This window comes from Mesobacillus maritimus (genome assembly GCF_023715205.1).
In the GTDB taxonomy this organism is placed as follows: Bacteria; Bacillota; Bacilli; order Bacillales; family Cytobacillaceae; genus Mesobacillus_B; species Mesobacillus_B maritimus_C.
In genome coordinates this window covers 16,006-40,376 of the sequence record NZ_JAMBNR010000005.1, presented here as the reverse complement: position 1 = coordinate 40,376, position 24,371 = coordinate 16,006, and the positions used below count along the sequence as shown (strand labels likewise).

Below are 24,371 nucleotides of genomic sequence, written 5' to 3'. Positions count from 1 at the left end.
ATCTCTGCGCTGACCTTTTTTTATGAATGTCAGGTCGCTTCGCTTCAATCGCTGCCATTAATCACTTCTACTTTTGGGTCTTCCCTATTACCAGTTGGTGAATTTACTTGGCTTCATCAGTTTTCCATTTTTTGTAACAGATTCATAAACGATGTCAGACAACAATAGAGTAGTAGTATTCCGATATATGAAAAAGAGGTGAAGCATCATCAGTCAGTCTACCCAATCTCATGAGTACTTAAAGGCTAACTACCGGGCACTTACCGATGCCATTCTTCCTAGACTCGGGAACAATTACGGGGCAACAGATATGTCGGTTCATGAATATCTCATTTATGCTTTAAATCACCAGGTTTCCATACAGCAGCAGTTACACAATACCATTGTCCCCTTAGCGTATCCTACAGCCGTCATGTTAGACAGCGCGGCAACTCAACTTATCAACGCTCAGAAAGCACAAGTCTCCTCGCAAAGTCCGTTTCCTGGAGGAGGAATGTTTTCTCGCCTTTCCCGAAAAGGTCGCGTTCGAACTTTATCTGCACTAGAGAACCTTGAGATTGACCTTTACTTGTTACCATCTCCTTTTCAAAATAATGCTGGATTAGTCAAATATGTAACAGATGCTCTCAATCGCCTTTCCATGTTTGGGTATTATTCAGAATGGCCAGCATATGGCTCGACCCGTTTAAATCAGCCGGAACATCGCCGCCTCGAATTTTTCCCTTTGAGCTGGAATCAAATTGGATACCCAGGAGTATCACATGGGTATCGTGATTTTCGTGGATTTCTTTTAAAAATTGCAGAGACGAGGGTGAAGAATGAAGAATCCTGATGTGATTGTGATTGGATCTGGCGGTGGCGGCGCCGTTATTGCAAAGGAACTAGGAGAATTAGGAATTCGTGTGTTGGTATTGGAAGCCGGTCCATGGTATGGAAATAAAAAGTGGCCTGAACCGAACAAAAACCGTGGTGAAGCAAAGGTAAGTTCCAATGCTGTGGATTTGGATGGATCGCTTTATCGCCAGCAGTTGACTAGACTTGAAAATGATATGAATGATTTCGTTACTGGGAAATTTCGCTGGGGGTCTGCCGACCGTAGGCGTACGCCTTGGTTTCGCAATCTTCCTGATCGGGCGGTCCTTTGGCAAACGGCTGGAGTTGGAGGGTCTACCCTTCATTATTATGCCAACTCTCTGCGTGCATTTCCGCAAGCCATCAATAATGAGTGGCCCATTAATTATAAAGAACTCATTCCCTATTATGAAAAAGTGGAACAAACTTTGCCGGTTGAATTTGCGCCGACCACATCGAAAGAAGCACTTTTTTATTATGGAGCAGAAAAAGCTGGCTTTACCCTTAATAAAACGTTAGATGTTACGCGCGTTGGGTACCGGCCACAACCGAATGCCATTTTACCGCCAAATGAGCATCTGATGGATCCAAATTATTCGTTGGAAGAATTAAGCCATATGGAAGGTTGTACATTAAGTGGGCATTGTGGGCAAGGTTGTCCTTATGGTCCATCGCTTGAAAAGATGGCTAAACGTTCAACAAATGTCAGCTATATCCCCCTCGCGATGAAGACGGGAAATGTTACGATTCGGCCAAATACATTTGTCACAAAGGTCCTAACAGTGCAAAGTTCCGGCAGAGGTCGCCGTGCGATTGGGGTAAAATGTCGAGATACGTGGACAGGTGAAATCGAGGAAATTCGAGCAAAAGTGGTGGTAATGGCAGCTGGGTGTGTCGAGACTCCACGTCTATGGCTAAACTCTGAATTGCCGAAAAACCAATGGGTTGGACGTGGTTTGACCAATCATTATATGGACATGGTGACAGGAGTATTTGATGAAAAAACCTTAATGGACGTTTTAGGGAGCCCAACAATTAACCCATTCGTAGGGCATACTTCAGGAGCACGGCTTGATTATCCGGGTCTTGGCATGATTGAAAACATTGGAGAAAGCCCTGGACTGAGTGCTCAAACCCTTTTTGGGTTCAGTCAAGACGGGTATAATCGCCTTCGCCTATCGGATTCTAACGAGTGGGATCAAAGAGGCAGACTCATCGGGTCTGAACTAGATAAAGCGATGAAAGACTACAGAAGAACGCTCACGCTTTCGATTATCACCGATGATGAGGTCCAATATCGAAATCGAGTGGAGTTGGATCCCCACGTAATAGATGAACACGGAGCTGTTCCGTTGATTCATTATACACCGAGTCAAAAGTCGAGAAAGAGACGAGAGCAATTAACGAAAATAGCTACAAATATTTTACGGCAAGCAGGTGCCAAACAAATCCATCGCGCCGATCTGCCCCCAAATTATTTTATTCATCTACAAAGCACGATGCGGATGGGTTTTGTGGTGGATACATCATGTGAAGCTTATCAAGTAGAACGTCTCTATATTGCTGACAATAGCGCGGATTACAATTCCCTTGGCGGTCCGAATCCGACCTTAACAACACAAGCACTCGCAACAAGGACAGCTGAGAAAATGGTGCAGAAATATTTTCAGTAGACTTTTAATATGAATTGAAGAAAACGTTAATCACCAATTGGCAAGTATAATTTAACACTGAAAAAAGTGTGAACAATAAGAAAGACCGACTGAATTCAGTCGGTCTTTGCCATATCTGTTAATCATATAAGAACGCCACTGTTCGTAGCGTTAAGTAGTTTACTTCATCATTATGTATACTTTTATGCTTTTAAAAAAAAGGCAAAAAAATGGCTCCGCAGGTAGGATTCGAACCTACGACCGTTCGGTTAACAGCCGAATGCTCTACCACTGAGCTACTGCGGAACAATTATAAATTAGCTTAACGTCCTTCTCTTGTTAGGATATCCGAAAAGAAGAAATTTAATCATTTCCTATGAAAAATGGTGGGCCTAAGTGGACTCGAACCACCGACCTCACGCTTATCAGGCGTGCGCTCTAACCAGCTGAGCTATAGGCCCATAATAATTGGAGCGGGTGATGGGAATCGAACCCACTACATCAGCTTGGAAGGCTGAGGTTTTACCAGTAAACTACACCCGCGTGTTGGTTTGTTATCTTTTCGACGATGAAAATAATAACATAAATCTAAGATTATGCCAAGATATTATATAAAATAATAGACTAGCATGCCTTCAGATTTCCTTTAAAAGCTCAATACCTCCTCCTTATTGATTATCCTTTCTTCTCATTGGTTATTCTTATTTACAACATAGCGGTCATTGAATTTCCTTCGCATGTATGTTCATTTCTCTTTTCGAATACAATTCAATAACTACCATTCCTCTATTAGATACTGCTTTACTGAATTCCACTTTTAAAGATTGAAAGGGGCTTTTCGGAATGAATTTTAACCTTGAAGAATCGATTGAAGTTTTGGCAAGAATACCACTCACCATAGAACAGCTGCTAAAAGGGATTTCGGAATGTTGGTTGCACTGCAATGAAGGCGAAGGAACTTGGAATGCCTACGAAGTGGTGAATCATCTGATTGAGGTGGATGATACGAACTGGATTCCTCGATTAGAAAGAGTGCTTCAAGACGGTTCAATTAGCCCCCTTCCCCCATTTGACCGATTCAGCCACCTAAAGAGGTCCGCTCATATTCCCATTGAAGAAAGGTTAATAGAATTCAAGAACATCCGCGCTCAAAATATCATGAAACTGAAGAGTTTGGTCAATCCAGAAAGAGACCTTGAAAAAACAGGTCTCCATCCCGAATTTGGTTTAGAGAATTATTATTAACCTGGGTAGTTCATGATCTAACGCATATCTCTCAAATTGTAAGAGTGATGGCAAAAAGGTACAACACCGACGTTGGCCCATGGGAAGCATACTTAAGTATTCTTGCGTCGAAAAAATAGCCCGGTCGAGAGTATACTCCGACCGGGTTTATTTTGGCTCACTATCTGTGGAACATCCATCCTGTGAAACAAGATTTTTCGGGGCGTCACTGTGACTTTTTCTGTTGGTTTAATCTTTCTAGTTCCTCTTCAATTCTAGCTAGGTCTATTCGTTCATATATTGGTTCAATTTTGGATAGTTGTTGTGATTGGACTTTGACTGGTTTCCATTGGGTTTGTTGTGTGTTTACCATTTCTTTGACCTTGTTGCTTGAGAAAGGTAGGAATGGGGCTAGGATTTGCGCTAGATTTGCTAGTAGGTAAACACAGTCAGCCAAGGTTTGTTTGCACGACTCAGGGTCCTCTTTTATTTGTTTCCAAGGTTTTTGTTCGTCAAAGTATTTATTGGAGAACCTTACTAGTTCAAAGACTTTTTCCAATCCTAGTTTAAATGAAGTGGCTTCAATGCACTGACCTACTTCATCGTATAGTTGCTTAACTTTCTCTTGAATATTTGTAGTGATAGGCTTCTCAGGAATCACTCCATCAAATGATTTTTCAATAAATTTCAATGTTCGATTGACAAAGTTTCCATACGCTCCTAATAACTCGCTATTATGGCTATGAATGAATTCCTTCCAAGAAAAATCAGCATCACGATTCTCTGGTGCGTTGATGGTGAGGAAATACCGAATCGAATCTGGATGATACCTTTCTAATAGGTCCGGAACCCAAACGGCCCAGTTTTTACTTGTGGACAATTTCTTCCTCTCCAATGTTAAGTATTCATTGGAAACGATGTGAGTTGGCAACGGTTCTTTACCAAGACCAGCAAGAATTCCAGGCCAAATAATCGAATGAAATGGGATATTATCTTTCCCGTGAACGTAATAAGATACAGTTGAGGCATTCCAAAAAGCCGAATCATCTTGATTATTTTCTTTCGCCCATAACTTACTAGCTGTGTAATAACCTGAAACCGCCTCAATCCATACATAGATCTTCTTTTCTTCATAACCAGCTACTGGAACACTCACTCCGATCGGCAAATCTCTTGAAACGGCTCGATCTTGTAAGCCTTCTTTTAAGTAGCGTTTCGTTAAACTAATAGCATTTTCACGCCAGAGATGGTTCTCCTCCGCTGCTTGAGTATACTGTTCTAACACTGCTTGGAACGAACTTAGTGAAAAATAAAAATGCTCTGTGAACCTTGTTGTTGGGGAATTCCCGCAAATTTTACATTTTCGATCCAGTAAGTCAAGCGGCTCTAACACAGTTGAACAATGATCACATTGGTCGCCTCGAGCATTTGCACCACAGTTTGGACAAATCCCTTCTACGTATCGATCAGGTAAAAATTGTTGGTCAAATTCACAATAAGTTTGTTCAATTTCTTTTTTGTAAATATGACCCCTTTCAAGCAATTCTAAAAAAATCTCTTGGACGATCCTATGATGATGAACTGTATCGGTCCTTGTATAGGTATCGTATGAGAATCCTAGTTTGGTGAAACAATCAACAAATTCCTGATGATAACGGTCAGCGATGTCTTTAGGACGAACCCCCTCCTGTTTAGCTTTGATCGTGATCGGTGTTCCATTGCAATCACTACCTGATACATATAAAACCTTTTCCCCTTTCAAGCGATAATACCTCGCAAGTATGTCCCCCGGTAACAAACTTGAAAGATGACCGAGATGTAACGAACCGTTCGCATAAGCCCAGGCACCACCAATAAAAATACTCATAATATAAACCTCCTACAGTGATTTTTTGAAAACAAAAAAACCCCGCCCTAACTATAAAAAGTTAAGGGCGAGGTTTGTATTTCCACGCGGTACCACCTTAATTCGCAAATGATTTACACCATTTGCCTCCACAAGTACGGAGCAAGAAAAAGTTGCTCTTATACTGTGACATTGATAACGAGTGCCAACTCTCGTCGTATCCTACTAAAACAACTAGTTCGTTCAGTACGAAGCTCAGAGACCATTGTTCAAATGAATGTTTTTGCTTCTTTTCAGCTACCGAAGCTCTCTGGGGAAAAACAAATTCATTTTACTTTTTCTCTTCATTGCCATTATTTCATTAAGGTTAATTAACGAATATTTTATTCTTAAATACATATGGAGTCAATCTAAATCTGCCCACTATTCTAAATTTTTCTCATTAATATGAAATCGAACCTCAAACATAGTCCGTGAAACATTCTGTGAAACAAGATTTTTCGGGGAGTCGCTGTGACTTTTTATATTCGAAGATTGAAACCTAGGAGTCTTTATAATCGTATGAACAACTAGTAAGGAGGGATAGACATTGTTTTTTCCATCAAAACGAGATGTATGGATGACGTTTATTATTTGGTTGTTTGCGTTGTTATTAATGGTGCCACCTGTTTTGTTTCCAGAGTTTGGCGTTTGGATGACACCTGATTTTTTTGATCAGCAATGGATAAAAATTTTGATTTTATGGTCAATTGGCTTGTCATTATTGTGGATATGGTTTAAAACGGGCTACACCATTGAAGACAACACTCTTAAAATTCAATACGGGCCTTTTAAGAAGAGGATCAAGATTGAAGAAATCACCAGCATTAGAAGAACGAGAAATCCATTTACAGACCCCGCTTTATCTATAGATAAAATCGAAATCAACTATGAACGGTATAAAACAATTGCGATTTCGCCCAATGATCATGTCGTGTTCGTGCATCAAATGTTAATACAAAACCCTTCGGTAAAATTTGATAGCCAGTTTGAAGACGAAATCACCGAGCAGCCATAGTTTAACAAAAAATGAATGAAACTTTTATTTTGCATTGCCGTCGAAGTATATATACGAGGGGGGTTTAAATGAATAAAATGATTATGGTATGTTTATTCCTTGTTGTTATTTTGAGTGGTTGTATGAACATGAACTCGAATGTTCCTGAAATATCAGAGGCAGAAGCGAAACAAATTGTTCTTGGTTCCCACACACAAGACATTGGTGAAGTTGAAATCATTTCTGTAACGACGAAATCTAATAAATATATAATTGAATGGGAAAACAAAGAAAACTGTGAAAACGGTACAGACAGTATTAGCATGAAAAGTGGTGTAATAAAAATGATTGAAGCCTCGATATGCTAGTCGTAATTTAACAATCTCGAGCTCATGGTAGTACACCATATCGGATTAGCCGAGGCTGGTCCTTTATTTTTTCTATATTCTCCCTTTGATACTAGTACTCTTGTACAATCATATTTATATATTTTATGGTTCTGCAAATTCAATACGCACCTTAATAACCAAATGAGTTGTGTAGTTAGCCACTATAAAGGTATTTATTCTTATCGCTAAAACAGGTTTTAAAAGTAGTGCGAGTTTGTATAGTAAAATACATAAATTGGGCTATTAAAAATTCATACATCAAAAAAATGAGGTGCAAATTTTCATAATAATTACACCTCCAAAAGCTATGATATTTTCCGTTTTTCCAAACTTTATTCAACCGATTATCCGAGCAAACTCTGAGCTTTTTTAACTAGCTTTCGCTTGTTTCTTTTCCATTTTATTTATCATCCACTCTCCGATTAAAGCAATCCATAGAGATGAAACAAACCACCTTAAATTTGCATCAAAAAATTCTCTACCAATATTAAAAAACGCTAAAGTAAATGCTCCAGCACTAATAAAAGCGACCGTCTGGAACAATCCTTTCAAAAGTTTCATTTGTAACCTCCAGATCAAATCCACATAAAAGATTTTTCTATTTAAAGGTATTCTAGATGAAGAAAATTAATATTTTATAGGATACTAGGCTTTCATAGAATAAATCGCTTGTTCCGCCCCAAACCTGATTACCTTGTGTTCTAACTGCATCCCTACCCTTTCTAGGAGTCGACATGACCGTTCATTAGCAGTTTGAGTTTCAGCGACGATTTTTTCTTGTTTTAGATCGGTAAAAGCGTATTGGAGCACCCGCTGAACACCCTCACTTGCATAGCCTTTTCCCCACCACTTTGGCAAAAATTGATAAGACACTTCCAAAAAATCTCCATCATGATGAGGATCTAGTGAAACAAGACCAATAAGATTCTTTGTTGTTTTTTCTCGCACAACCCAATAGAATTCATTTTCACATGGATTGATCATCCAGTTCAATGATTCTTGTTTGTATGTTTCTTCTCGAATTCCACCAAGGAATTTCCGCACTTCTGGATGGACAAATAGTTTTTTTGTATCCGAAGAATCCTCTTTTTCAAAAGGTTGTATTGTACATCTTTCCGTTTCAATCAAAATAGTCTTCCTCCCCATTTTTCCACAGATACTACTCGCCTGTTGTAGAAAAACCACCACCAGCAACTGCTAACCAAATTTTAACAAAGTCGTTGTCAGTCTAATATTCAATGAAATATAATTTATAAGTCTTAAAGTTGAAAATGTTGAAAATGCTATGAACCTATGACGATATGGATGGTGAACAAAATGTTCCTAAATGCAAAAATTGAAACGGACCGATTAATCTTGCGGCCTCTCATCGAGGAAGATGTGGTGCCTATTTTTAAAATGGCGACAGAACCAAACCACTTTACCTATCAGCCTGATACGCCTCCTGCCGATGTCACAGAAATTGAAAACATGGTTCAATGGTCAAAAAACTGCAACCAAAAAAATACACCTGAGAAAATTTACAAGTTTAATTTGGCTTTTGTTTTAAAAGAAACGCTCGAAACGATTGGGATTGGGGGTCTCGGTCCACATGACATCGATCCGCAAGAAATAGAAATCTACTACGGCATTCAAGAAGCCTTCCAAGAACGTGGCTTCACTAGTGAAGCAGCGGAAGCCATTTTAAACTATGGATTCAACACCATCGGCTTAAAGAAAGTCATCGCAACCGTACATCCGGAAAATACGGCGTCGAAAAGAATCATAGAGAAACTCGGTAAGAACGACTGTAAAATACTATCAGGATTGACAGGGGAAAACAGTGCGTTTAACAGTTATTTGCTTTATACTCTAGTGAAATCAGAATAAACCCAAAATGCGACTGCTGCTTTTTTAGAGCAATCGCATTTTTTCTTTAGTTATGATCAAAATGACTTATACTCCCTTTTCTCGAGTACATATTCCCCATTGATACTCTTTATCACAACATCAAAATTTTGATGATAAGGATGCATAAATAATTCGTATTGAATTCTACGCTCTTCATGAGATTCTCGTAAATAGTTTAAACTGGTTCCTCTTTCAGACACATCGCGAACCGATCTTCTTTGAAACTCGGTTTCTCCATCTGTATAGAGATAGATTTTCAAATCAAACAAATCGGGATTCACAAAGGCCACACTCATTCCTTCAACAATATTCCCTATGTACTGAGAAGAAATTAGAGTGCTATTTTTATAATGAGTGTCAATTGTGTAAAAGTCTAAACCATCTTTTATCATGGTTACATCTCTCTGTAGCGCTAAAATGTTGTGTGCCGCAGGATGACACGCTGTCATTTTAGAATGATGATTTTCGCTGTTATATTCGTAATTTATTGAGCTGTACATCCTAAGGTCAGAGCCAATAATATAAGGGTCGGTGTTCAAATAATTCACATCGTTAGGTTCCAGCATTTTTAATAGCTTAGTTGCAAATGTTGTCTTGCCAGATGCCCCATGACCTGATATCCCTATGATGACTCGGTTTTCGTTTTTACTGATAAAATTGGCGACTTCCTGTAGCACATTTTCCATTCGTTTCCCCATTTCGTGTATATTTTTATAGTTGCCACTCCCTTATAAAGAGGACCTTCTCCATTCGTTTCGGTGGTTAGCGCACATATAATTTTACTCATCATGAACCATAATCAATTCTATTAATCCGATGATTTCTTCATCAACACCTGTATCAACGGTTACGAGCTTTGTATTTTCAATGATTTCTTTATAGAAATCTTCTCCTGCAGGATATTGTCCGTCCCAACGTAAAGGAACGTTGTAAACATTGATTGTGCCATCTCCATTGCCACTATAGGTAACGGATCCATCGATTAAACGCGAACCAGCCAACTGAATCACATCTTCTGGATAACTCGCGCTGGTTTCATCATCAGGATTAAGCGGCGTACCCGCTGGAATCAGTCGAACATATAAGCCATCCACATCTTTATTGGGTCCAAGTTGCAACCAAACTCTTGCATATTCAATTTGTTCACTCGAATATGGAGCTAAAGGGTCTTTTACTTGCTGCTCGTCGTCCTTCTTGTCACTGTTTTCGGAAAGCTGGTCACTTTCTGAAGAGTCCTCCGTTGCATCAGAAGTTTCTGTGTTTTGTTCCTCATTTGTTGATGTATTTTTATCTGTTGTGTCTTTGGCAGTAGATCCGACCGCAGAACTATTCTCCGAAGAATTTTTTGATGTTTCTTCATTTGTATCGCCAGCACATCCTCCTAGCAATAGCAAAGCCAAGGCCGAAGAAAGAATTAGGGATCCTTTTTTCATCTGTTTATTCATCCTTTCATATAAATCGTATGAAGGTTTAGTCATTAATTTCGCTTTGTAGTGGTCAAGAACTATTTATGCAAGAATATTCACACTTCTACGAATAGTTTACCATAGTATGCTAAAACTCCTAGTAAATTTGTAAACGTAAAAAATCTATCATATTAAAAAGGCCCATACATAGTACTAAAATGTATGGTCCGATCGTATAATTTATTTTCGCAAATTTTTCTTCATCAATGCGGCCACTTGTTGAGAGTCATGGTGTGGAGAGTTTTCTAGATGCTGAATAACCCTTTCTTGTCGTTCTACAGGATGATTTTGACTTAATTTCGCTTTTGCTTCGATTTTGGTGATATGGATTCTGAACGCAACAATTCCCTTGCTCATTCCTTCTATAAAATAAGGTTCTACCTCATCTAATTGATAGGAACTGTTTGGGCCTTCATACTTTTTGACCAAGTCGTTTAGCGAGTCAAATACTAGATTGGGAGTTTCAATGACTTCAAGCTTTCCATATACATGGATGGACACATAATTCCAAGTAGGGACGGCTTTATTTGTTTCATACCAAGTAGGTGAAATATAGCAGTGAGGTCCTTGAAAAACTGCGAGAACTTGTTGGTGTTCAGCATCCTTCCATTGTTGATTCGGCCGGGCAAAATGACCGTATAAAGCCTTTTCCGATTTGTTTAACATGAGCGGAAGATGCGATGCGTAAGGTTCTCCTTCATGCTGAGAAAAAAGAGTCGCAAAGCCAAATTCTTCAATAACCTCATAAATTTCTGCTTCATCTTCCATTTTAAAATGCTTAGGAATATACATTGTCCCCACCCCTTTCAAATGCAGTGATTATAATGTTTTGGTCAAGATGAAATCGATTTGTTTTTCATCGCCCATATAAAAAGCATGTGCCCCGGTTTGAGTGAATCCCATTTTTTCATAAAAAGCGATCGCGTTTAAATTTTTCTCCCAAACGCCAAGCCAAATTTTCGTTTTCTTATTCTTTGAAGCGAGATCCATCGCATGATTGAACAAAATTTTTCCGAGCCCGTGTTTTTGAAACTTGGATTTTATATAAATCCGCTCGATTTCAAGAGATTCATCCCCCATGTCTTCCGACTGAGCATCATCGGTATTCACCTTTAAATATCCAGTAACTTCTTCGTTTACAGTAACAAAAAAGAATTGTGAAGCAGGATTGGTTAATTCTTTTTCTAATTGAGCTAAGTTAAAGGCCTTTTCCAAGTAGGTGCTCATATTTTCAGGTGAATTTTGATCTTTAAACGTTTCATTAAATGTTTCATAGCTAATGTTTTGCAGGGTATGTAAATCTTCAAGGGTACACTTCATTATATTTATAGTCATTTCAATTAAACACTCCTTCGTATATTCAATAAATTCGCTTGTTTCCCTTTTTTACAAACTCCCAGTCTTTTTCGACATTTTTTCTTACCCTATGAAGAAGGTGGTATAAGGTTTCTGCTTCTGTTTCAGAAAAACCATCTAATGCCACATTATTGGAGTAATCATTTTCTCTTTTGATAAAAGGACAAACGATATTCCCTTTTTCTGTTGGAAAGAGTTTTTTGATTTTTTTATTTTGGTGATCGTCTTTCTTTTCAATAAACCCATTGATTTCTAGTTTTTTGATTGCCCGAGCGGCTGTTGTTCGATCGACTTTGATCATTTCCGCTAATTTCTCTTGGATGATTCCAGGGTTTTCACAGATTCGCACCAAATACAAATACTGCCCTTTTGTCAGGTCATATTCTTTGAATTCGATATTGCTAATTGAATCCAATGCCCTCGCAATCATTCCGATTTCACGAAGAATTTCCATGATCATGAACTCCTTAGTGTGGATTTCTGTTATAAATATTTAAAAAGATTTTACAAAACATACAGCTTAAGTTTTGTTGTAAATGCAACAAAAACAGCATAAACTTAATTTACTCTCTTTTTATTGCAATTGCAATAAAATTCACCAGCAAATGGGTAAATTTCCTACATGACAAATGCTGCGAATGATACAATAAATGTAGCGCTGGCTCTTCATTAGTTCGGACGGTATGTTGCCCCCTACGAGTGTCCAGGAAACTTTTATTCTTATGGATTTGAATGTTCTGCCTCTAAAGAAGCCTTTAATTTAATGCTTTATAAAAGTCTCTATAGCAAGATGCTGGGTTGTGCATCTTATCAGACGGAAATAAAGACGTGTTTGAACTGCAACCAGAATTTTATGAGAAAGAATTAAAAATAATTGGTTCGAGTGATGGTTGGGATTACAAAAAACATTCAAAATGGTATTTTGATCACATGAAACAGGAAGGTTCTATGTTAAATAAATTATCTGAATGGAAAATTAGGAAACAAGAACTAATTCAATGTTTTGAGGATTTGAGTCAAGGAAAAGTTCGTCCGTTGAAAGTGTTAATTGAATACTAATAGGTTTTAGATAGAGCTTGATTATGTTTCACCATGTAAATGCAAGGTTAATTGTGTATTACGTTTTAAGAATAGCAAGATCCATATAACCTTGATTAAACTTGTGATGAATCGAATCCCCCAGGTTTATCCGTAGATGAAAGGAGTAAAATTTTATGAACCGTCCAATTTAACATCCCCTTATCTAGACAAGATTCATTTTAAAAATTGGGGGATATTGAATGAAATTGAATAAAAATTTTACGTTCCTACTATTGGGACAATCGCTCGCTAATATTGGTGATGTATTATACATGGTCAGTGTGATTAGTACGATTTTTGTTTTAACCGGCTCAGCAACGGCATCGTCATTTGTTCCATTTACGATTACTTCTTGCATGTTTCTTTCTAGTCTATTAACTCCTCTTTTAGTTGGGAAAATAAATCTAAAATGGTTAATGGCTGGGTCGCAAATTGGAAAAACGGTTTTGCTTTTTATTCTAGGATTCATGTTCATTGGAATAACGGCATCAAACTATATTTTCATTTTCCTCATCATAGGATTGATTGCGTTATTGGATGGATGTGCAAATCCGATTCGGCAAACATTGATTCCCTACTATGTGGATGCGAAAAAGTTGATTCAAGCGAATGGAATGGCTGAAACTGTTACCCAAGTCATCCAAGCGGTTATGTGGTTCGTCGGAAGTTTACTTTTATTGATTATGAATGCACAACAACTAGTTTGGTTGGTCGTTGGTTTATTCATATTGGCAAGTGTTTTTCTTTGTTTATTAGAAAATGTCACGCATATAGCCGCTGAGCCTAATGGGAAATTTACACAGATGAAAGAGGGATGGGTCACTTTATCGAAAACTCCAGTGTTAAAAAGAATCGCTTTGATGGAGTTTTTCGAAACCCTTGCAGGGACCGTTTGGATCGCTGCCATTTTATATGTGTTCGTCAGCGATGCCTTGAACGTTGATGTAAGATGGTGGGGTTGGATCAATGGTGCTTTCTTTTTAGGGTTGATTTTAGGAAGTGCATACTGTCTAAAATATTCGACTGTTGTTGAAAAGAAGTTGGGAACTTTTATGTATGTTGGCTCCTTCCTAAGTTTCATAGTCACATTCTTTTTTAGCATCAACAGTATTCCAATCATTGCCCTATTTTTATCGTTCTGTATTGGGATTTTTGGACAAATTAAAAATATCCCTCAACAATCCGTTATCCAAACGAGCGTTTCAAAAGAAAAGCTGTCAACGGTTTATACTTCATTAGGTGCGATTGGAACGGGAATCTTTGGCATTGGTTCTCTTTTTATAGGCTTGCTAGCAGATTTGCTGGGGGTTAGAATCGTATTCATGATTTCAGGGCTTTTGCTTGCAGTGGTTAGCATAATTGTTCATCAAAATAAGTCTCTGTTTGTTAGAAAGTTTGAGCAATAAGCAATGAATGAAGGACTTTGTTACCTGCAAAGTCCTTCTTTTGAATTGGCTGTGTGATTGCTTGTGAAGACATCCACTTTAAAAGCTAGATTATAAAAATGCGTGGAACAAATCACGTTTTTCCATCCGATAATGTTAAACCTAGAAGACCACCAGAGAAAAAAAGGATAAAATTATTTAAGTTAATGTGGGTATTAAAAATACCCTCAACTATAGGGATACATGATCCACCTGCCAGAATAGTAAGAAAATTTTTCAGAGGAATACCGGACATTTAGTACACCTACCTGTTGTTAATTGTATTTTTTAATCATTTTCATTAATAAATCAACTTTTAACAACGAACTCTATTCCGTATTTCAACTGGAATATAATACTAGTTCGATACTAAAACTATAGAAAAAAAGAGCTTAGCAATCTCCTAAACTCTTTTTCAGTATTAATGGTTAAGCGTTACGAGCCAGCCATTCCGATAATGAACAAAGCGATGATAACCAAATAGCCAATAGGTAGGATAATCAAAACCGTTGCAGATGCTTTTCTCCAAAATCCGCTCGTACTATACCAAGAAGATAAGGCCGCAGCCACATAGCCAATGACAATGATCCAAACCCACAAATGCCCGATTTGTTTGCCAACGAGAGATTGGAGGATGAAATACGTTACTATTAAAATGAAGATTGATAATATCCCCAAGTATTTTCGCAAACTTGTCTCCCCCATTCCTAAGGAAAATTTTTTACCACAATGATACTGATCGTCTATCCCGCAGTACATGAAGGTTATCGTTAAGACGAAGGAGTTTTGGTACCTTGATGAAAAACCATCTTCCACTTTCCCTCGTTCTGCTTCCATATGGAACTACGCAAAGAATGTTGGTTGGTGCTTTCATTCAATACCAGGTATGTGGCTAATACAACATCATCCGATAAAAGACGGATTTCGAAATCACTCATTTTCATCTTTACGATTCCGATGCCATCTGCCGCAATCTCTTCGTCTTTATACAAAACCCTCCCTGAACTACCAAATTCAAAGAAATCGTCCGCTAATAATTTCTGTAGTTCCACTTTTGATGAGCGCACTTCTGGGCTTAATAATTTTTCTTCTAATTGTTTGATCTGTTTTTTTAAATCAATCTCATTTTAGAAGTCCCCTTTATACAATAACTCTAGACCTGTATTCCATAAGCTTTTACGATACTACTCAACCATTTCATGAAGAACCTTAAATGAACGCTCACACTCATCCCAAGTAAGATTTCCCATTAAAGCAAACTGAATCCAATTTCGTTTTAAGAGATAATTGCTTTCATAACTTACGAGTATCCCTTTTTCTTTTAACTGATCCCCAAAGGTTTTTGAAGAAATATCCTCAGCTAGCGAAAGTGTTAGAATCCCAGGTGAATAGGTATCATTCCCCAATATGGTAAATCCCAGTTTTGTTAACTTGTTTCGAACAGCACTCGCTAACGTGGATTTGTTTTCTATATTCACTTGATCTACTGCTACATGTAATGCCGCAACTAAATTGGAAGAATGGGTATACGGAACGCTATCCGCGATTGCGTACTGCCCTAAATCTAAGTACCTTGGGATTTCGGAAATCGGAGTCATCGGTTTTTGATGAAAAAGAATTGCCAAACCTGGATAAGCTCCTAATCCTTTTCCACTTACGGTACTTGCTAAATATACACCGTGAAAATCGACTGGTACAACTCCCACTGAACTGCAGGCATCCACACAGAGTTTGATGTTCCTTTTTTTAGTTAATTCTTTTAATGCATTCAAGTCGTAAAGATAACCTGTTGATGTCTCACAATGGACAGCCCAGATCCACTTGATTTCTTGATGCTGTTCAAGAAAATCGTGAATCTCCTTGATTGGAATTGGTTCATTCCATTGTTTTTTCATTGTATAGTAAGATAGTTTGAACCTTTCCGCATGATCGATTAACCGCTCACCAAATTCGCCATTGGCTAGAATCAGCCCTTTTTCAGCGAGTTGTTTGATTTGTGCAGCCACTAAATCATTCGCCAGTGTCCCTGTCCCAACGAGAATTTGAGCATGATTTGCGTTTACTAGTTCAGCTATTTTAGTTCGTAGCGTATTCATTTCGTTGATAAAATCGGATGATCGATGAGAAACAGGTGTGTTTTGAAATGCTTGTTCGACTTCTTTGCTAATGGATACTGGGCCAGGTAAAAAATTAATGATGTTTGGCACTTGCTTCTGCTTTCTTTGGTCCATCAATTTCGAAAATGCTTTGGATGTTGTTTCAAATTTTGCTTTTGTCAAATACATCGGCTGAAACATGGCGTCTTTTGTTCCAACCATAGGGCCGAACGGTTCAAAACCAATTTTTTTATAAAGACGAATTTGACGGTCAGTGCCAGAAATAAGAGCGATATTATAATTTTTTTCTAAGCAATAGTTCATCAGCATGTTCGCCAACTCGAAAAAGACCCGAGTTTTTCGATATTCTTTTTTCACAGCTAGCAAGCGAATTTCACAAGGGTTGGCGTCGTTCGGTAAATAATCATCGAGATTCGCAAGCTTATGATCAAGCGAAAACGGACGGTTGCTACGCACCGTAATCATACCGACGACCTTATCTTGGTCCTTGGCAATGAGGTAGACATTTTCCTCGTCGAATTTATCTACTAATCTACGACTTTCGTTTTGATGATGCTGCGGAATTTCTTCTACAAACGTTTCATAATTCAATTTGTAGATTTGTTCCATCTCCTCGGGTTCCGATGCCATTTTATAAGTAAGTTTATGCGGTTCCATCATTTTGCCTCCTTAAGCAAAGGCTATTTTCGTAAAGATTATTGTTAAAATCCTAAAGCCGATTTTAACGCCGGATAAGCCAATTTGTGCGTTCATACTAAGTTTACTGGCTCTAATCTCCTGATTAAAAGTTGCTATTCAGTGAAAACACAGCTAATTCTTTATATCAAATTTTGAGAAAAGAGCCTAAACAAAAGACCAGTTGATGAGTCAGTTTGTTCGATTTCCTTTTAAGTGTGAGAGCACAACCACAATCAATAAACAGAAGAGTCCAATTGCAAATGTGTTTTCTTCTAAAGCCCAAGCGGTGATTGGTATGGTTGCCATCGAAATTAATCCAGCAATCGTAAAGTTTCGAATCAGCAAGTAAAGAATTGCGACACTGATACCTAAAACAACAATCGCCTGTGGCACAACAAACAAGGTGAATGCCAAAAACACAGCGACGCCTTTCCCACCTTTAAAGCCAAGAAACAACGGCCAATTATGCCCAAGTAGCAAGAAAAAAGCGCTAACCAACAACATCATGTCTTGTTGTGGAAACAAAAGTGTGGTCGTATAAAGAGCGATCATCGTTTTGGCCACATCAATCAAAGCCGTATAAACAAATCCTTTTCTCCCAAGCAGTCTCCCAGCATTTCTGGCGCCAACATTCCCGCTTCCGAGCTGGCGAATATCTTTCCCAATCATCTTTTTTGTAATCAGATAAGCTCCGGTAATGCTTCCAAGAAAATAGGAAAGCAAAACAATAAAAATAATTTTTAGTATGATGTACTCCCCCCATTGACCCCTTTAGTCTTCTTGTTACTTTGTTTTAATGTATGTTTTTTCTATTATGTATGACAAACTTATTGCCTACAGGCTCTCTTGTCTTTTTCCATTCTTTCAGAGGGAATCATTTTTCGTAAGGTGTTTTTATCGTACCATAAAAATAACCTCATTTTTCCAGTTCAATCATTATTTTTTCTGAACTCTTCTAATCTTTTATTGGTTAAGGAAAGACTCGTATGCTTGGGGTTGAGATAATCGAAGCCCATCTTGATTAAGGTTTAACAATAAAAGTAAAAAAGGACATGTGCCAACGCACACGTCCTTTTTTGTGAAACAATTTTTGTGAAACAAGATTTTCCGGGGCTTCCCTATGACTTTTTGATTTTCACGAACTTCCGTTTCCCTACTTGAACGATTAAATCCTCTGTAACCGTCAACTGAATATTGGGGTCTTCAACGGTGTTTCCGTTTAGTTTTACGCCGCGGTTGCTAATCATCCTTCTGGCTTCGCTTTTGGATTGGAATAAGTCCAACTGTACGAGGAAGTCGATGATTGATATTTCGCGTTCACCTTGCCAATTTACCTCAGGCATTTCATCTGGAATCGCACCTTTTTGGAAAACGGAGATAAAATGTTGTTCCGCTTTCTCTGCCTCCTCAGCACCGTGGTACATGCGAACGATGGTTTTCCCTAGAAGCATTTTCGCATCTCTCGGATGCAAGATACCATTCTCCAATTGTTCTTTAATAGATTGAATTTCCGACGGCTGTAGATCAGTAATCAGCTCAAAGTATTTGGCCATCAGCTCATCTGGAATCGACATCGCTTTTCCGTACATTTCCTGCGGGCTTTCATCAATGCCTATGTAGTTTTTCTTTGATTTAGACATTTTCTCTACGCCATCAAGTCCTTCTAACAATGGCATCAACAATGCAACTTGCTTTTCTTTGCCAAATTTCTCTTGGAAATGTCGGCCCATTAAAATATTAAAATGCTGGTCTGTTCCCCCTAATTCGATATCACATTCCAACATAACCGAATCGTATCCTTGCATGAGCGGGTAGAAGAATTCGTGAAGGGAAATCGGCTTTCCAAACGCAATTCTTTCCTCAAAGTCATCACGTTCTAAAAGTCGTGCAACCGTGATTTTGCCCGCCAATTGAATGACATCTTCAAAGTTTAACTTTGACAACCACTTGGAATTGTAATGCAGTTCCACTTTTTCCATATCAATGACTTTTGCAAATTGTTCGAAGTATGTTTTCGCATTATGTTTTACTTCTTCGTCTGTTAATTGTTTTCGTGCCACAGATTTCCCAGTTGGGTCACCAATTTTCCCAGTAAAGTCTCCAATGATCAATTGTATGATGTGACCATTCTCTTGAAATTGTCTCATCTTGTTTAAAACTACGGTATGACCAAGATGCACATCCGGAGCTGACGGATCTAATCCTAGTTTGATTTTAAGCGGCTTCTTTTCTAAAAGCGATTTGGCAATTTTATTTTCTAACTCCTCAGACGGAATGATTTCTTGAACACCTTGCTGGTAGATCTCCATTTGCCTCTTTACTTCAGTTCGTTGTGCTTCGTTTAATTGATCCATATTCGAATTCATCTTTTCTTCCTCCCTAAAAAAGAATATAAAAAAACCACATCCCTCTATAAAAAGGGACGTGGTTTAACTTTTACACGCGGTACCACCCTAATTGAAGGACAAAACATCCTTCCACTCTAAAAATAACGGAATCTCCGTTCTTTGTTTTTACCCAAAGAAAGCTCAGGGACTGTAATTCGTCAAATGACCTTTGTGTCGATTCGCACCAACCATCGACTCTCTGCAAACAGGGAGGTTATGACTACTAGGTTTCCCATCAAAGCTTTTTGCTGTATTTACTTATATTTTTACCAATGTTCCTTTTTCGAAAGACCGACAATCATTCTAAAACTGATTATCCCGAATGATTGTTCTCAGGAAAAGCGTCATTGTCTTTTGTTCCTCGATCGATAAACCGGAAACAATTTCGACTTCTCCTTTATGGAAGCCTGGATAAAGTCCCGCCATCACTTGTTTCCCCTTTTCAGTGATAGAAACATATGTGATTCTTCTGTCTCGTAAATCATTTTTCCGAAAGCACAATTCCTTCTTTTCAAGTGTTTTCGTGATATTGCTGATGGTGGCTTTCGAGACCCCCGCCGATTCCGCAAGTTTTTTTGTCTCAACAGAATCCCAGATCCACAAATCATAAAGCATCGAAAACGCGGTCCAAGATAACCCATATTCCGCTAAAATTTCTTGTTCCATCTTATTTCGCACTCCCTGTGCAACTCGATAAAGATTGGTTACGACTGAAATTGCATCAAGATTTAATGAATCCATCGGAATATTTGCTAACTTATTAATCGTATCGATTTCTTCCGGAAGCAGTTCGCCCTCTTGATTAAACGAATGGATTTTGATTCACCTCTATAAATTGTCACAATCATTAGCTTTGAAACGATATTACCAAAAACGAAGATAGGATGCAAGACGCAATACTAAATTTATTTCATGCTCGAATGGAACACAAACAGGTTGAAGTCCATAACGGACCTCAACCTGTGGAACATTCTGTGAAACAAGATTATTCGGGGCGTCCCTGTGACTTTTTTTATGAAGTTCCGATCACTTTATCGATAATCCCGTATTCTAATGCTTCTTGTGCGCTCATGTAGTAGTCGCGTTCGGTGTCGGTGGAGATTTTTTTGAGCGGTTGACCGGTTCGTTCGGCGATGATTTTGTTGATATGTTCGCGCAGTTTCAAAATTCTTTTTGCCGATATTTCGATTTCGGTTGCTTGGCCTTTGACGCCACCAAGTGGTTGGTGGATCATGATTTCACTGTTGGGGAGTGCAAACCGCTTCCCTTTTGTACCGGCAAGCAAGAGCATTGCGCCAAAGGAAGCGGCCATGCCGATACAGATTGTATTCACATCAGGTTTAATATGCTGCATCGTATCGAAAATCGCAAAACCGGCGGTAACCGAACCTCCAGGACTGTTGATATAAATCGAAATATCTTTGTCTGGATTATCAGCCTCGAGAAATAAAAGCTGCGCAATCACGCTGTTTGCCACTTGATCGTTGATTTCATCGCCAATCATTACAATCCGGTCTTTTAACAACCGCGAATAAATATCATAAGAACGCTCTCCCCGGTTGGATTGATCAATCACATATGGAATGGTCGCCATATTCTTTCCTCCCTTTTTTAAGCTGCCATACAACAAACATTGAGAGGGGTACGGATTGGTTGGCGTTTTTTCAGCATAGGGACATTAACAAGCATAGGAATTTCTTTTAGTCGCTCAATTAACACTTGCGGATCGTCTGCTCTAAGGGAACGATAAATCACATCATATAAGAGTGATTGCTCGGTTGCATCCTTTTCAGACTGCCTCCCATCTCCCCTTACCATAGTGTGCCGCGCACGGTGTAAGGCCGATTTAACGGCTGTTTCGGTCGTTTCAAGAAGATCGGCAATTTCCTTGATTTGATAACGAAAGCCTTCTTTCAAGGTAATAATAACTGCTTGTTTCGCGGTTAAATGATCGAGCAATGTCTTGACTGTCTCCATCGTTCGCTCAACATGAGTCTCAAAATCATGGTCGACAATTTCTTTGTCAATCCCCACGGTTTCTCGTTTTCTTTTACGAATCGTATCAATCCATTGATGATACGCAATCTTGTTCACCAATGCTGGTGTCAACTCTGCTGTTTGATAGTATCGAACAGCCTTCGAAATACTTTCCTGAACAAGATCCTCTGCATCCCATGAATTTTGCGCAAGAAAATGGCAATACCTACGGAGCCCTTCATACAACTCCCCCAGCCGAGGATCATCCTGTTGGTCCTCTTCTTGAGTTGGTTTTATACTGACAATCCCTTTATTTGCAGTCATCCAATTCACTCCTTCCCACCTCTCTGCCTTAATAACGGATCAACTATAGAAGAAAGATACGGCTTGAAAAAATTTTTATAATGCTCTTAACTCAAACATTGTTGCTTTTTAAAGAAAGTGTAGAATGATTTAGGATTTCCATTCCAAATTCGTTTATAAGAGGAGAAGAGAGCTTAAAAACAAAGTATGTAGCAGAGAAAAGCTTATTTCTCATTAGAGTTTTAGGATCTTAACAACAAACTTTACGAAAACAGCCCTTTATAAATAGTTACTTCATTGTATATAGATTCTTCTTCTAACTTATGATTATTTTAACCGAGAGAAGACACGAATGGATAGAATATCCACACGCACCTTCATCTCATAACATGGTCATTGATACGGAAGAGATTATGAATAAATATAGATATGACCTCCCATCTGCAAGGATGTGGTATGAAGAGAGCCTTTACTGAACAACAAGAAAAACCCCAAGAAAATGGATCTTGAGGTTTTTAGTATGCTGCTTACCTTTTACTTGTCAACATTTGCTGTTTGTTTTACAAAATATGTAGATTTAGCAGTAGCTGCCTTGTTCAACCGTAAAAACAATTACCCTATATAAATCTTTTTTCTTTCACTCAAATACTGAACGAAATAGAGGATACTCGCTTTATAATTAAGGTAAAAGAAAAACTGAAGGTTGCTCAATTTCATATTAATGATTTTGAGCTTTCGTAGTACATTAATGAACCAAAAAGCAAAGAGACCATCTACTACTACATTCGCAACCATGAACTTTTTGAAGTCCCCATAAAATAATTTCAGAAGCCACATTGAAAGCGGCATATATGGCCCGATACTAAATGGGAGTTCATTCGTTAGAAAAGATTTACGTTTCACATAAAAGGACCACCAATTCTTTTTGTAACCAACAATATGATTGATGATCTCAAATACAACAATGGTCACCCCTGCTACGGAATAGCGTTTCAAATCTCGCTTGCCCATGAACAACAAAGTTGCCCAAGGAATGATGATTATGGCGAGGTTAAATAAAGTATGCCTTCTAGCTAGCTTCCTTTTCCTCAATGATTTCACCTTAACCTTTTTAAAAAGTCTCCTAATTAGGATGTCCAAGGAAGCTGTAATTATTCCCTAATTTTCGTTATTCATGTAAAAATTGATCTTTTTCTTTAATTTCAAAGTGAATTCATAGTAAAAAAAATTGCCATTTTACATCACCATTCCCATTAACCCTTCTAGGTAAATTGGGTCAAAACTGCTCATTCAAGTTAAAAAACCTTTAATGACAACGAAGAAATCCAAACTAGCCACGATAATCAATAAATAGCCAACACTCTTTTGTGGTTTCTTCAGTTCTTCTCGCGCCATAGTGAGCAACAACGCTCCTAAGAAAAACAACATAATCGAATTCAGGATTGCACTTGGATTTATAAATACATTTATACCTAAAATGATCACAAGAATCGCTAATATAATTTTAATGATTTTCATTTAACTCCCCCTAACGAAATCAATACCTCTATTTATGAATGGAGGTATTGAAAGAAACAACTAAATAGGTAAAGCCAGAACATTTTTTGATTCTTAGACAGATTAGGGTGACATTCTCTTTGTTCTGTCTTTCAACCGCTTGTTCTTAGACAGAGTCTCCTTCATTACTCGCCTTTCTGTCCTTCAACCATTCGCCTTAGGAAGCTAGTATCTTATTCATGGTCCTCTTCAGGTAGATCACTGAGGAATAAAGCTTTGCTTAATAGTTTAATATCAGAATAAATCAATTCCTTGGTTTCTGTATGATTGCAGTTATAATACTCGTCTGTTAATCGTCGGAGCTCGAGACAAATAAGCCTAATAGCCATGGTGTTGATTATCCTTTCCAGTTAAAAATTCTCTCTTTATTATAACTTATCACTTTAGGAGAGATAATACTGCAAATTTCCCAATCTACGAAGGAAAGTCCATATGGCAACTCCAATTCTGCTTAGACAGTCATCTATTTTGATGCTCTTCTTGTCTCAAACGAAACTGCATTTCCCTCTTGTGATGATTCTTTGGCTCAAGCATCATTCAAATGGTAGATTAATTGCACAACTCCAGATGAAAATGTTCTAGTCTTCACCAATTTCAAATTCACCCTCTGTTTTATATCACTAAACAACGGTTTTCCTTCTCCTAAAACAACAGGGTGAACCGATAATCGAAATTCATCCACAAGACCTTGCTGGAGAAATGTTGTAATTAGACTGGCTCCGCCATAAAGCCAAATGTCTTTCCCCGGCTGATTCTTTATTTTCTTGATTTCATCTACAATCGAATCATTTATATAGATAGTTTGATCATCCGTTTGCTTTTGTGTTCTAGAAAACACATATTTTTGTTTCTGATGTACTTTATCCCACATTTGTTTTTCTTCATTTGAATCATTAGTTCCAGGGGTGTATTGACCCCATAAATCATAGCTTTTTCTACCATAAAAAATCGCATCGACTTGATCTAAAAAGGCAGTAAACTCCATCTCCTCGTCCATAATACACCAATCGATTTCTCCGTTTTTCCCTTCGATAAATCCATCTAACGTAACTGCTAAATCTAAAACAATTCTTCTTGGTCTTAACTGATCGGACATCTGTCTTCCCTTCTTTCAAGCATATATATTCGTTACTTACT

General features: G+C 38.2%; 27 protein-coding genes, 3 tRNA genes, 1 pseudogene and 2 other annotated features. Of the genes and pseudogenes, 8 read left to right on the top strand and 23 right to left on the bottom strand.

Annotated elements, in window-relative coordinates; all coding sequences use genetic code 11:
* Positions 1-310 precede the first annotated feature (310 nt).
* Together M3182_RS08315 and M3182_RS08310 are read left to right on the top strand one after the other, a co-directional pair.
* Positions 311-832 (top strand): hypothetical protein, encoded by a 522-nt coding sequence (locus M3182_RS08315; RefSeq protein WP_251557637.1) that lies wholly within the window; start codon positions 311-313, stop codon positions 830-832.
* Positions 819-2,525 (top strand): GMC family oxidoreductase N-terminal domain-containing protein, encoded by a 1,707-nt coding sequence (locus M3182_RS08310; RefSeq protein ID WP_251557636.1) that lies wholly within the window; start codon positions 819-821, stop codon positions 2,523-2,525. The genes M3182_RS08315 and M3182_RS08310 overlap by 14 nt, the downstream gene beginning before the upstream one ends.
* Positions 2,526-2,735: 210 nt before the next feature.
* Here the strand turns inward: M3182_RS08310 and M3182_RS08305 are convergent.
* The 3 genes from M3182_RS08305 to M3182_RS08295 all read right to left on the bottom strand — a co-directional run bounded on the left by M3182_RS08305 (position 2,736) and on the right by M3182_RS08295 (position 3,047).
* Positions 2,736-2,810 (bottom strand) — tRNA-Asn (locus M3182_RS08305).
* Positions 2,811-2,888: 78 nt separating this feature from the next.
* Positions 2,889-2,965: transfer RNA gene (locus tag M3182_RS08300), tRNA-Ile, on the bottom strand.
* A gap of 8 nt (positions 2,966-2,973) precedes the next feature.
* A tRNA-Gly gene (locus tag M3182_RS08295) sits at positions 2,974-3,047 on the bottom strand.
* 300 nt (positions 3,048-3,347) lie between these two features.
* Between M3182_RS08295 and M3182_RS08290 the strand changes: the two are divergent.
* Positions 3,348-3,868: pseudogene (locus tag M3182_RS08290) on the top strand (DinB family protein).
* Between the two features lie 86 nt (positions 3,869-3,954).
* Here M3182_RS08290 and metG read toward each other — a convergent pair.
* Positions 3,955-5,595, bottom strand: a complete 1,641-nt coding sequence (gene metG / locus M3182_RS08285) for a methionine--tRNA ligase (protein WP_251432936.1) — start codon at positions 5,593-5,595, stop codon at positions 3,955-3,957.
* 60 nt (positions 5,596-5,655) lie between these two features.
* Positions 5,656-5,931, bottom strand: a binding site (T-box leader).
* Positions 5,932-6,163: 232 nt separating this feature from the next.
* Here metG and M3182_RS08280 point away from each other — a divergent pair.
* Positions 6,164-6,631, top strand: coding sequence for a PH domain-containing protein (locus tag M3182_RS08280; protein ID WP_251557635.1), 468 nt, complete (start codon positions 6,164-6,166; stop codon positions 6,629-6,631).
* Positions 6,632-6,699: 68 nt separating this feature from the next.
* Positions 6,700-6,978 carry a hypothetical protein gene (locus M3182_RS08275; RefSeq protein ID WP_251432930.1) on the top strand — a complete coding sequence of 93 codons (279 nt, stop codon included), beginning with the start codon at positions 6,700-6,702 and terminating at the stop codon, positions 6,976-6,978.
* 390 nt (positions 6,979-7,368) lie between these two features.
* Here M3182_RS08275 and M3182_RS08270 read toward each other — a convergent pair whose 3' ends face one another.
* Together M3182_RS08270 and M3182_RS08265 are read right to left on the bottom strand one after the other, a co-directional pair.
* Entirely contained in the window at positions 7,369-7,560 is a 192-nt protein-coding gene (locus M3182_RS08270) for a hypothetical protein (protein WP_251557634.1), read from the bottom strand.
* An 84-nt stretch (positions 7,561-7,644) separates the two neighbouring features.
* A complete protein-coding gene (locus M3182_RS08265; protein WP_251557633.1) occupies positions 7,645-8,127 on the bottom strand; it encodes a GNAT family N-acetyltransferase in 483 nt (160 codons plus the stop codon).
* A 189-nt stretch (positions 8,128-8,316) separates the two neighbouring features.
* On the opposite strand from M3182_RS08265, the gene M3182_RS08260 reads away from it, so the two are divergent.
* Positions 8,317-8,868: a GNAT family N-acetyltransferase gene (locus M3182_RS08260; RefSeq protein WP_251432920.1), complete on the top strand. Its 552-nt coding sequence runs from the start codon at positions 8,317-8,319 to the stop codon at positions 8,866-8,868.
* A 56-nt stretch (positions 8,869-8,924) separates the two neighbouring features.
* Here the strand turns inward: M3182_RS08260 and M3182_RS08255 are convergent, their stop codons facing one another.
* The 5 genes from M3182_RS08255 to M3182_RS08235 form a co-directional block, all read right to left on the bottom strand.
* Positions 8,925-9,575 (bottom strand): uridine kinase family protein, encoded by a 651-nt coding sequence (locus M3182_RS08255; protein WP_251557632.1) that lies wholly within the window; start codon positions 9,573-9,575, stop codon positions 8,925-8,927.
* Positions 9,576-9,668: 93 nt separating this feature from the next.
* Positions 9,669-10,322: a YdeJ family lipoprotein gene (locus M3182_RS08250; protein WP_251557631.1), complete on the bottom strand. Its 654-nt coding sequence runs from the start codon at positions 10,320-10,322 to the stop codon at positions 9,669-9,671.
* Positions 10,323-10,535: 213 nt separating this feature from the next.
* Complete coding sequence (locus M3182_RS08245; RefSeq protein WP_251557630.1) at positions 10,536-11,147, bottom strand: FMN-binding negative transcriptional regulator; 612 nt, start codon at positions 11,145-11,147, stop codon at positions 10,536-10,538.
* Positions 11,148-11,174: 27 nt separating this feature from the next.
* Positions 11,175-11,690: a spermidine/spermine N(1)-acetyltransferase gene (gene paiA / locus M3182_RS08240; RefSeq protein WP_251432910.1), complete on the bottom strand. Its 516-nt coding sequence runs from the start codon at positions 11,688-11,690 to the stop codon at positions 11,175-11,177.
* 25 nt (positions 11,691-11,715) lie between these two features.
* Complete coding sequence (locus M3182_RS08235; protein WP_251433250.1) at positions 11,716-12,168, bottom strand: MarR family winged helix-turn-helix transcriptional regulator; 453 nt, start codon at positions 12,166-12,168, stop codon at positions 11,716-11,718.
* Positions 12,169-12,509: 341 nt separating this feature from the next.
* Here M3182_RS08235 and M3182_RS08230 point away from each other — a divergent pair, with 341 nt between their 5' ends.
* Together M3182_RS08230 and M3182_RS08225 are read left to right on the top strand one after the other, a co-directional pair.
* Entirely contained in the window at positions 12,510-12,770 is a 261-nt protein-coding gene (locus tag M3182_RS08230; protein ID WP_251557629.1) for a hypothetical protein, read from the top strand.
* 221 nt (positions 12,771-12,991) lie between these two features.
* On the top strand, positions 12,992-14,197 hold the full coding sequence (locus M3182_RS08225; RefSeq protein WP_251557628.1) for an MFS transporter: 1,206 nt from the start codon (positions 12,992-12,994) through the stop codon (positions 14,195-14,197).
* A gap of 453 nt (positions 14,198-14,650) precedes the next feature.
* On the opposite strand, the gene M3182_RS08220 is transcribed toward M3182_RS08225, so the two are convergent.
* The 12 genes from M3182_RS08220 to M3182_RS08165 form a co-directional block, all read right to left on the bottom strand.
* Positions 14,651-14,905 (bottom strand): hypothetical protein, encoded by a 255-nt coding sequence (locus tag M3182_RS08220; RefSeq protein WP_251432902.1) that lies wholly within the window; start codon positions 14,903-14,905, stop codon positions 14,651-14,653.
* A gap of 80 nt (positions 14,906-14,985) precedes the next feature.
* Entirely contained in the window at positions 14,986-15,336 is a 351-nt protein-coding gene (locus M3182_RS08215) for a nuclear transport factor 2 family protein (protein WP_251557886.1), read from the bottom strand.
* A gap of 63 nt (positions 15,337-15,399) precedes the next feature.
* Positions 15,400-16,992, bottom strand: a complete 1,593-nt coding sequence (locus M3182_RS08210) for an aminotransferase class V-fold PLP-dependent enzyme (RefSeq protein WP_251557627.1) — start codon at positions 16,990-16,992, stop codon at positions 15,400-15,402.
* Between the two features lie 207 nt (positions 16,993-17,199).
* Complete coding sequence (locus M3182_RS08205) at positions 17,200-17,733, bottom strand: glycerol-3-phosphate acyltransferase (protein WP_285867477.1); 534 nt, start codon at positions 17,731-17,733, stop codon at positions 17,200-17,202.
* Positions 17,734-18,128: 395 nt separating this feature from the next.
* Positions 18,129-19,376, bottom strand: a complete 1,248-nt coding sequence (tyrS, locus tag M3182_RS08200; protein WP_251557626.1) for a tyrosine--tRNA ligase — start codon at positions 19,374-19,376, stop codon at positions 18,129-18,131.
* A 49-nt stretch (positions 19,377-19,425) separates the two neighbouring features.
* Positions 19,426-19,645 (bottom strand) — a binding site (T-box leader).
* A gap of 55 nt (positions 19,646-19,700) precedes the next feature.
* Complete coding sequence (locus M3182_RS08195; protein WP_285867474.1) at positions 19,701-20,138, bottom strand: MarR family transcriptional regulator; 438 nt, start codon at positions 20,136-20,138, stop codon at positions 19,701-19,703.
* 271 nt (positions 20,139-20,409) lie between these two features.
* Entirely contained in the window at positions 20,410-20,991 is a 582-nt protein-coding gene (gene clpP / locus M3182_RS08190; RefSeq protein WP_251432889.1) for an ATP-dependent Clp endopeptidase proteolytic subunit ClpP, read from the bottom strand.
* A 17-nt stretch (positions 20,992-21,008) separates the two neighbouring features.
* Positions 21,009-21,698 carry a sigma factor-like helix-turn-helix DNA-binding protein gene (locus tag M3182_RS08185; protein ID WP_251557625.1) on the bottom strand — a complete coding sequence of 230 codons (690 nt, stop codon included), beginning with the start codon at positions 21,696-21,698 and terminating at the stop codon, positions 21,009-21,011.
* A 591-nt stretch (positions 21,699-22,289) separates the two neighbouring features.
* Positions 22,290-22,769, bottom strand: a complete 480-nt coding sequence (locus M3182_RS08180) for a hypothetical protein (RefSeq protein WP_251432882.1) — start codon at positions 22,767-22,769, stop codon at positions 22,290-22,292.
* 198 nt (positions 22,770-22,967) lie between these two features.
* The gene (locus M3182_RS08175) at positions 22,968-23,195 is read right to left on the bottom strand and encodes a DUF3953 domain-containing protein (RefSeq protein ID WP_251432879.1); all 228 of its coding nucleotides are present in this window, start codon (positions 23,193-23,195) and stop codon (positions 22,968-22,970) included.
* A 212-nt stretch (positions 23,196-23,407) separates the two neighbouring features.
* Entirely contained in the window at positions 23,408-23,563 is a 156-nt protein-coding gene (locus M3182_RS08170) for a hypothetical protein (RefSeq protein ID WP_251432876.1), read from the bottom strand.
* Between the two features lie 197 nt (positions 23,564-23,760).
* Positions 23,761-24,330 (bottom strand): dihydrofolate reductase family protein, encoded by a 570-nt coding sequence (locus M3182_RS08165; RefSeq protein ID WP_251557624.1) that lies wholly within the window; start codon positions 24,328-24,330, stop codon positions 23,761-23,763.
* Between the last annotated feature and the right edge of the window lie 41 nt (positions 24,331-24,371).